Genomic DNA, 8,164 nt, shown 5'->3' with positions numbered 1-8,164 from the left:
TCTTCGAGGGTGGGAATGTCTATTTCTCTCCCTTTCTCCTCGTCTCCCTCTCTCCCTCTCTCCCCCTCTCTTTGGGGTCGATCTTGAGGTTGTTCTGGTTGTATTTCCTCTGGCTGAGAATCACTAGGAACTTCTGTTGGTAAGGCTTCTGGCGTTTCTTGAGCCAATTCTGAAGGGTGGTCTTGCCTTGGGCCGACTTCGCGATCGCCTGTTGGGGTTGCACCTTCTACTGCTGCTAGGGGGTAAGTTGTAAAGGAGAAATCCTCTATTCCTCGGCTTTGCAGTTCCTCTGTCTCTGAAACAGGCGCTTCTGGATTCGTAAACCCCACAATTAAAGCATTGTTGCTGTCAAAATTAGCTACTTCGTCAATTTGCCCAGTCTCTAAACCCGTTTCCATTGGGGGCCCTAGCACTTCGGCGGAATTGACCGACTCTGGGCTAAACTTGGGTGTCGGTAGCTCTTGAAGTGTAATCGCTTTGGTTGACTGGATTGATTTTGCTATTGGTGCCGCATTGCTGTCCTCCCAAGTCTGGGTGATATCCTCAACCTGCTGGGTACGGACAATTGCAGGGGGTTCTGGAGGCGGTACCGGATAGGGCATAGGGAATTAACAATTAAAAATTAAAAGTTAAAAATCTGCGAGTGAAGAGAGATAGGTGGCGATCGCATTAATTTAGCTAGTTAATTCAGCCATAAGATAACCTCGCCTGTAAGCGAGGCAAAGTATAACAACCAGCTACAATTTTCCAGGTTTTTATCTATTTTTGGTACTTAGACCACTGCGATCGGGGGTGCGATCGCGCTCCCCCTACCTATAGTTGCCAAGTAAGATTTTACCGCTGCTTTACTCCATGTCTCTACGATTGGGGTTGCGGGCGGGGTCGTTTGACAAAAATCCAAAAATGAATAAACAAGCAAAGAACAGGACAACAATATTAACAACGATCTTAAGGGTGATCACAGTATTTCTCTCCAGGGATGTAAAAGTCTGAGTCGATCGGTTGTGACAGTTGCCACAACTTTGTTCATAATATCTAAAGATCGGTCAGTTTTTGCTGTTAAAAATTTTGTCCAACTGGGTTTTTCCCCAGTTCCAAATTGCTAACCCCACTTCTTCTAGCCACAGCATGGCAATATCCACCCACTCTAGGGCTTGTTCTAGGGGGTGTTTGATGTATCCTCTGGAAATTACTCGTGCTTCCCACCAGTCGGGTGTTGCTTTAACTGAGCTGTTTGTTGCTGGCTCTTTTCTGGTGACGGCGGTTGTTGTCTGTTGAGTTTTGCTGGTAAAGGAGGTATTGACTTTAGTAATGTTTTGGGATCTGGCGGGCTGTGCCTTTACGGATGCTGGTTTTAATTCCTCGCTTTTTGAGGATGGGGCATAGCTGGATGCTGCTGTAGCCTGTACTGTTACGAATATTGGGTTTAATTCTTCGGTTTCTGAGGGGGGTTCATAGCTGGGTACTCTAGTTAAGGCACTCACTAAGTTAATTTCGGCTGGGGGATGGTTGTCCTCTGCGATGTTGGGGGTAAGGGAGATTTCGCCAAATAGGGCGCTCCAGGTTAGCCACGATTGCTCGTGGGGGCGATCGCTTTCTACGGCCTCTACGGCTTCCAGTTGGGGGATGGAAGGGGGAGATTCGCTATACTTTGCATATATTCCTGCGGCTAACTCTTTCTCATTTTGTGCGGTTTTGCTGTCAAAGAAGTAGTCAACTGCTGATACAATCGCTTCGACAACTTGCTCGAATTTATCCTCAAATTTCTCAATCCCTAGTAATTGGGCACTTTCTGGCTCTAAATTGGCGATTTCTGCCGATTTTTGCTGTGTTTGGAGGAATGCTGTCGAGGAAAGTTGGCTATACTTTATATAATCAGCTATGGGCGGTTGGGGTGATTCTGTCTCTGTCGTCTCTGGTAAAGAGGTACTGGCGATCGCGAATTGCCGCGCCTGCTGTTCGCCCTTAGTTAGGATGGGATTGGTAATTGGTAATGGCATTTCCTCCTGTCCCTCGGTGGGGGGAGGATTGGGAATCGGGAATGGTATTTTGCCTTTTTCTGCTTTGGCTAAAAGGGGATTGATGATTGGAAGTGGTACTTTCCCTTTCTCGCCATTAGTAAACTGGACATTAGTAAACTGGAGACTGGGAATTGGTAATTGGTAATTCCCAGTCCCCAGTCCCAGTTGGTAATTGGTAATTGGTATTTTACCATTATAACTCGTTCTGGGTAATTTGGCTTCCCCAAATAGATTTACTTTCACGGCGAGGGGACTGGTTTGTACCCAAGCCATTACCCCCACAAATGGGCGCAGGAGGGGAAATAAATTAGCTTGATTTGCGACTAGCCGGAGGTCTGTGGTAAATTGTTCTGGGCTTTGTGCTTGCAGTTGCCGTTGTTGCCAGTAGGCTGCGACTTCGCTGAGGATTTCTGCTTGCAGTTCTGTTTGCTGCTGGGCTGTTAAAATATCTAGAGTTTGATTCTCAGGAGCAACCATTACTAAGGTACGACTAGCAATAGCAGTGGCGATTCCTAAAATCTGGGGTTGATGGGATAATGGAATTTCAGGTGCAGGGCCGAGTGCGAGTATGCCTGAATTTGATGGTTTGTCAAGCTTGGTTAGTCGATCTGCTGAAGTTGCGATTAAATCTTTAAATACTGGTAAGTCTGCTTGTCCATTTTCCCCTAAGTTTGGGGTGGCAAAGGTGACTTTCCCTTGAGGATTAATATCGGGTATTTCTGGTAATGTTGGCTCAGTTGTTGCCGCAGGCAGGGATAATTTTTTCAGGAAGGACAAAACTCGTTGAATTGGCCTGTCGGTTTCGAGAGGGTTTTTGCTTTCTTCAGGGACAGATTCCGGCAATTGTGATGCTGAGGTAGTTTCGGCTGGTTGGAATCGGAGACTGATGGTGCGTGCTGTTTGCAATAGGAGGTAAACTGGATACAAACTTGCCTGTAATGCTCCTTCGGCAGCAAACTTCAAGTGTCGCAAGGCGAGGTCAAATTTGTCAACGACTTTGTGGGATTGCTCTGAGATAAAATTGAGCAATCTGCTTTGATAGCGTTTGGTGTAAGAAGAAGACATAATTTTAGATTTAGATTTAGATTTAGATTTTAGATTTTTAGAGCGATTGCATATTCCCCATTAAATTTTAGCGAAATATGAGCGATCCTATGCCAGCGACAACCGATAAGATTTCTGAAGCTATTGAGAAATTGCGGCGGTTGACTCGGCTGAATATTCAGGGTGATTGGGGTTTTTGGGAAGGAGATCTGGCGATCGCGCCACTTGAGGAGCTAGACTGTTGGTCTATTGCCAAACTTAACGAGCGAGGACATATCGCTTGGTCGTCTGGTCAGCAAGTTTTGTGGCTAAGGCAACGAATTGTGGTTCCCCACAATTTGCACGGCTATCCTTTAGATGGTTTATGTTTGCGCGTTGGCTTGACTTGGTGGGCACAAGCAGCCTCAATTTTTGTTAACGGCGAGTTGGTGCAAGCTGGAGATTTATTTGACTCCTCGGCGCGAGTTGTGCTTAAGCAAGCTGCCATACCCGGTGAAGAAATTATCCTAGCTTTGCGCTTAGTAAGTCCAGGTCACGATGCTGGTGCTTTGATGCGATCGCTCTTGCTGTGGGAATCAGCCGACCCGACTTGTCTCGACCCCGGTTTTGTTGCTGACGAATTAGAAACTTTGCACAATTTAATCAGAGTTAAAAATTCCCAAGACCTCTGCACGAATATCCTACTGTCTTCTCCTGCTGTTGTCAAGGAAAAAAATCTAGATTCTTTAATTAAATTAATTGACTGGGATGCCTTGGCAGATAAAGCCAAGTTTGAGCGATCGCTCTTCGCTTTTCGGCAATCACTTTTGGAAGGAGATGGGGAGGATGGGGCAGATGGGGAGGAGTTGTTTGTTAATCTAAGAACTAAATTTTCTAATTCTAAATTGGTTGGGGGTGCAGTTGTAGAACCAGAAATTGTAGAAGCAATTGTACCTGCCAGAGAAACTCCTCTGCAAAATCAACTTGCTCCAGCCTTGCCAATTCAAACAACAATTCCATCTTCCCTTAAACAATTTCAAATACACCTACTAGGACACGCTCACTTAGACTTAGCTTGGTTGTGGCCAGTCAGCGAAACTTGGGAAGTAGCACAGCGGACATTTGAATCAGCACTCCAACTATTACAAGAATTTCCCGACTTGATTTTTTGCCACTCCACACCCGCCCTTTACGCCTGGATAGAAAAACATCGCCCAGACTTATTTGAAAACATCAAACAACAAGTCGCCGCCGGACGATGGGAAATTGTTGGGGGCACTTGGGTAGAACCAGAATTGAACCTCATTTCTGGTGAGTCAATTGTCCGACAAGTTCTTTACGGTCAACGTTACGCACGAGAGAAATTTGGAGAATTAATGCGAGTAGCTTGGCTACCAGATACTTTCGGTTTTTGTTGGCAGTTACCTCAGATTTTCAAGCAAGGTGGAATTGCCTACTTTGTCACCCAAAAGCTAAGCTGGAACGATACAACAGAATTTCCTCACAGTGTATTTTGGTGGCAGTCGCCAGACGGCTCTAAAATATTGAGCTTGATGTCGGCACCGATTGGCGAAGGCATTGAAGCAGTAAAGATGGCAAGTTATGCCTACGATTGGGAAGCTAAAACAGGTTTGAGGGATGCTCTTTGGTTGCCGGGTGTTGGCGATCATGGCGGTGGGCCGACTCGCGATATGTTGGAAGTAGCTAAGCGTTGGCAACAGTCGCCGTTTTTTCCCGAATTGAAATTCACTAAAGCGGTTGATTATTTATCTTCTATCTGCGGTGAGTTGTCAGACGAGTTGTCAGAAGTACATCCGAGAGATCGGACAAATACGCCATTACCAATTCCGGTTTGGAATGACGAACTTTACTTTGAATTCCATCGCGGCTGTTACACGAGTCATGCCGACCAAAAACGTTGGAACCGCCGTTGTGAAGGGTTATTATACGAAGCTGAACTGTTAGCGGCCTTAGCAACTTTGAGTGCAGGTCTGGTTTATCCACAAGCTGAATTAGAGACAGCTTGGAAACAGGTTCTTTTCAATCAATTTCACGATATTTTGCCCGGTTCTTCCATCGGTGAAGTTTACGTGGAGGCGAATCAAGGTTGGGCAGAGGTGGAACGGGTTGGTGAGGAAATTTTGACAGCGGCGATGGATGCGATCGCCTCTCAAATTACGTTACCTCCACCGCCGCACCCCCAGGCACAACCAATTCTAATTTTCAATACCCTCAACTGGTCGCGGTCTGAGGTAGTTGCTCTACCTTTACCAACTTCTCCCCAGTTTTTAAGAGAAGTTGGGGCCGATATGCACTGGCAAATCTGTGATTTGTCTGGAGAAAGGCTAACTTCCCAGCTATCTAATCCTGAGCATGACTCTCAGGCTACGCTGTTATTTTTGGCGACAGAGATACCGCCTGTCGGCTATCGGCTGTTTTGGTTATATCCGCAAGCAGTTGGAACCCTTGAGAATGCGTCGAGTGAGGAAGAGAGCCAGAAAAAAGTCAAGCTACCCCAGGTTACACCCGTAATTTTAGCACGAGATCGCGACTTTGAACAAAAAAAATATTTTGAGGCAAAAGATTGGATTTTAGAGAATGAATTTATCCGGGTAAAAGTAGAGAGTAATACTGGCAATTTATCCAGTATTTTTGATAAAGCTGACAGCAGGGAAATCCTCAATCAAGGCGGAGGAAATCAACTGCAATCTTTCCAAGATAGCGGCCAATATTGGGATGCTTGGAACATCGATCCAAATTATGCCGAACATCCTTTACCTACACCCATATTAAAAGATATTCGTTGGATAGAGCAAGGAAAAATCCAGCAGCGATTGCGAGTAGTGCGACAAATTGGCGAGTCAGAATTTTGCCAAGATTACATCCTCCAAGAGTCGTCACGGGTGCTAAAAATTTCCACAATTGTAGATTGGCAAGAACGTCATGTATTAGTAAAGGTAGCTTTTTCACTTAATTTAGAAACAGAGGCAGTAACCTATGAAATCCCCTGCGGTGCGATTGAGCGGAAGACGCGATTAAGTGCGGAACAAAACCCTCCATTTGCTAAATGGGAAGTACCAGCTTTGCGCTGGGCTGACATAAGTGTTGGTGGATACGGGGTAAGTTTATTGAATGATTGCAAATATGGTTATGACGCTCAATCAAATCAATTGCGGCTAACCTTGTTAAGGGGTTCCACCTGGCCAGATGAAGCAGCAGATCGAGGCATTCATCAATTTACTTATGGCATTTATCCTCACGGAGGAAGTTGGCAAGATGCTCAGACAGTTAGACGCGGCTATGAGTTGAATTTGCCGTTAAAGGTGAAGGTGTTGCCGATAGGAGAAGAGGGAGTTAAGAGTTTGCCATCTGTGGGTAAGTTTTTGGATTTATCTGGGGAAAATTTAGTTTTGATGGCGTTTAAGCAGTCGGAGGACGATGGGAATATTTGGATTTTACGGTGTTATGAGTGTTGTGGGGGAGAGGAAAGGTTGGAATTGAAGAGCGATTTGGGGTTGGCGATTGTGCAGTCAGTAGATTTGTTAGAAGAAGGGGAGGATGAGGAACTAACTGCAAAAATCCAGAGAGAAGAGCAAAAGGGAATTAATTGCCTGGGGGATGGGCAAGCTTTTGAGATTGCACCTTGGAAGATTGTTAGTTTTGCTGTTGTGAAGAGTTAAGAAGATGGGGAAGATGGGGAAGATAGGGAGGATGGTAATTAGCGATTAGCCATTACCAATTATGAACACGGATTTTACCGATTACACGGATTACACGGATTAGTTAGAGTCACGATCGTTTAGTCTGTGAAATCAGAGTCATCTGTAAAATCTGTGTATCCCAATTACCAATTACCAATTACCAATTACCAATTGCCAATTACCAATAAAGTTATTCAAAATACTCTTGATATAACTCTTTGAGCAGACTTTCCAATTCTTCTTCAGGACAGCACTCAATCAAAGCTGCAAAGACACCTAGCAATTTAGCTGCGCTTTCTCCCAGCATTGGACTTAATCCCCAAACATCCTGTACCCAATCTTGAGGACGATCGTCATCAAAAACAAAACGTTCGAGTAGTTGCTTGGCTTCTATTTTGGAAATCGACATCGGGTTGACCTGTAGCTAGAAAAACGTTAAACTAAATTTATCCGCCTCAAAGATTGTAGGAGGCAATATCTCCTCTACTAATAATAGCGCAGACTTGACAGTTTTGTTCCGTTTTCAGACAAAATTAACATTTTTAATTGACAATGGCTTATGACTACTTTAAATCTGGTTGCCAAACCAATTAGTCTCATGAAGTTTGCTCCCGGTAGCGCCGTCACGATCGCCAATGTAAGTTGGCAAGAATTCGAGTCAATTTTACAAGAATTGGGACAAAAACGACGGGCGAGAGTTGCTTATAGCCAAGGTAATTTAGAAATTATGGTTCCCTTACCCGAACACGAAAAGCCGAGAGATTTAATTTCAGACATTGTAAAAATCTTACTCAAGAGTACAGGCAGAAGGTATGAACCTTTTGGCTCTACTACCTTTAAAAAAGAAGGTAGAGCAGGCGTTGAACCCGATGCTTGTTTTTATATTGAGAATTATCAGCAGATGATTGGTCGTCGCCGACTTGAACCTAACGATCCACCTCCCGATTTAGCTATCGAAGCTGATGTCACTTCTAAAACAACTCTGGAAGCATATCAAGCTATTGGAGTACCTGAAATATGGGTTTATGACAGTGGGAGGTTAACTATTTATTTGCTTAGGGATGGAGAGTACGTAAAATCTGATATTAGTCCTACTTTTTCACGGATAGCTATTACTAAGATTATACCTGCTGCGGTAGCCCGTTCTTGGGTAGTGGGAAATCTTCAGGCGTTAGAAGAATTGGAACAGGACTTACGAAAGTGACACTTTAAATAAAGGTATAGCCTTTCTCAGTTAGATGAGGTACGACTGGTAATTGCTAACTGTTAAGTAGAAGGAAGAAGGAAGAAGGAAGAAAATTTAGTTATCTAGGAGAGAAGGAAGAATGTTTATACAGTCAGCTTTTTAGCCATCCCGATCTTATGTTTAATTAGGTGGATTTACTTAACTGTTAACTGGGGAAAAATCCCCCCATCTTC

General features: G+C 44.4%; 5 protein-coding genes and 1 pseudogene. 2 read left to right on the top strand and 4 right to left on the bottom strand.

Annotated features, from left to right (window positions below; all coding sequences use genetic code 11):
- The 3 genes and pseudogenes from PN499_RS15135 to PN499_RS15125 form a co-directional block, all read right to left on the bottom strand.
- Positions 1-602 (bottom strand): annotated as a pseudogene (locus tag PN499_RS15135) (hypothetical protein); the annotation flags it as partial.
- Positions 603-845: 243 nt separating this feature from the next.
- Entirely contained in the window at positions 846-962 is a 117-nt protein-coding gene (locus PN499_RS15130; RefSeq protein ID WP_007355159.1) for a photosystem II reaction center protein I, read from the bottom strand.
- Between the two features lie 84 nt (positions 963-1,046).
- Positions 1,047-3,086, bottom strand: a complete 2,040-nt coding sequence (locus tag PN499_RS15125; RefSeq protein ID WP_272032819.1) for a hypothetical protein — start codon at positions 3,084-3,086, stop codon at positions 1,047-1,049.
- A gap of 77 nt (positions 3,087-3,163) precedes the next feature.
- Here PN499_RS15125 and PN499_RS15120 point away from each other — a divergent pair, with 77 nt between their 5' ends.
- On the top strand, positions 3,164-6,724 hold the full coding sequence (locus tag PN499_RS15120) for an alpha-mannosidase (protein WP_272032818.1): 3,561 nt from the start codon (positions 3,164-3,166) through the stop codon (positions 6,722-6,724).
- Between the two features lie 211 nt (positions 6,725-6,935).
- Here PN499_RS15120 and PN499_RS15115 read toward each other — a convergent pair whose 3' ends face one another.
- Entirely contained in the window at positions 6,936-7,154 is a 219-nt protein-coding gene (locus PN499_RS15115) for a hypothetical protein (RefSeq protein ID WP_007353649.1), read from the bottom strand.
- A gap of 150 nt (positions 7,155-7,304) precedes the next feature.
- Here PN499_RS15115 and PN499_RS15110 point away from each other — a divergent pair, with 150 nt between their 5' ends.
- Complete coding sequence (locus PN499_RS15110; protein WP_272032816.1) at positions 7,305-7,949, top strand: Uma2 family endonuclease; 645 nt, start codon at positions 7,305-7,307, stop codon at positions 7,947-7,949.
- The last annotated feature ends 215 nt before the right edge of the window (positions 7,950-8,164 follow it).

This window comes from Kamptonema animale CS-326 (genome assembly GCF_028330895.1).
GTDB classification, from domain to species: domain Bacteria; phylum Cyanobacteriota; class Cyanobacteriia; order Cyanobacteriales; family Microcoleaceae; genus Kamptonema; species Kamptonema formosum.
Note: the sequence above shows the minus strand (reverse complement) of the source record. Positions and strands in the feature narration are given on the sequence as shown.

Coding starts and splice junctions, on each gene's coding strand:
- PN499_RS15115 (WP_007353649.1), bottom strand. CDS start 7,154: ATGTCGATTTCCAAAATAGAAGCCAAGCAACTACTCGAACGTTTTGTT.
- PN499_RS15120 (WP_272032818.1), top strand. CDS start 3,164: ATGAGCGATCCTATGCCAGCGACAACCGATAAGATTTCTGAAGCTATT.
- PN499_RS15125 (WP_272032819.1), bottom strand. CDS start 3,086: ATGTCTTCTTCTTACACCAAACGCTATCAAAGCAGATTGCTCAATTTT.
- PN499_RS15110 (WP_272032816.1), top strand. CDS start 7,305: ATGACTACTTTAAATCTGGTTGCCAAACCAATTAGTCTCATGAAGTTT.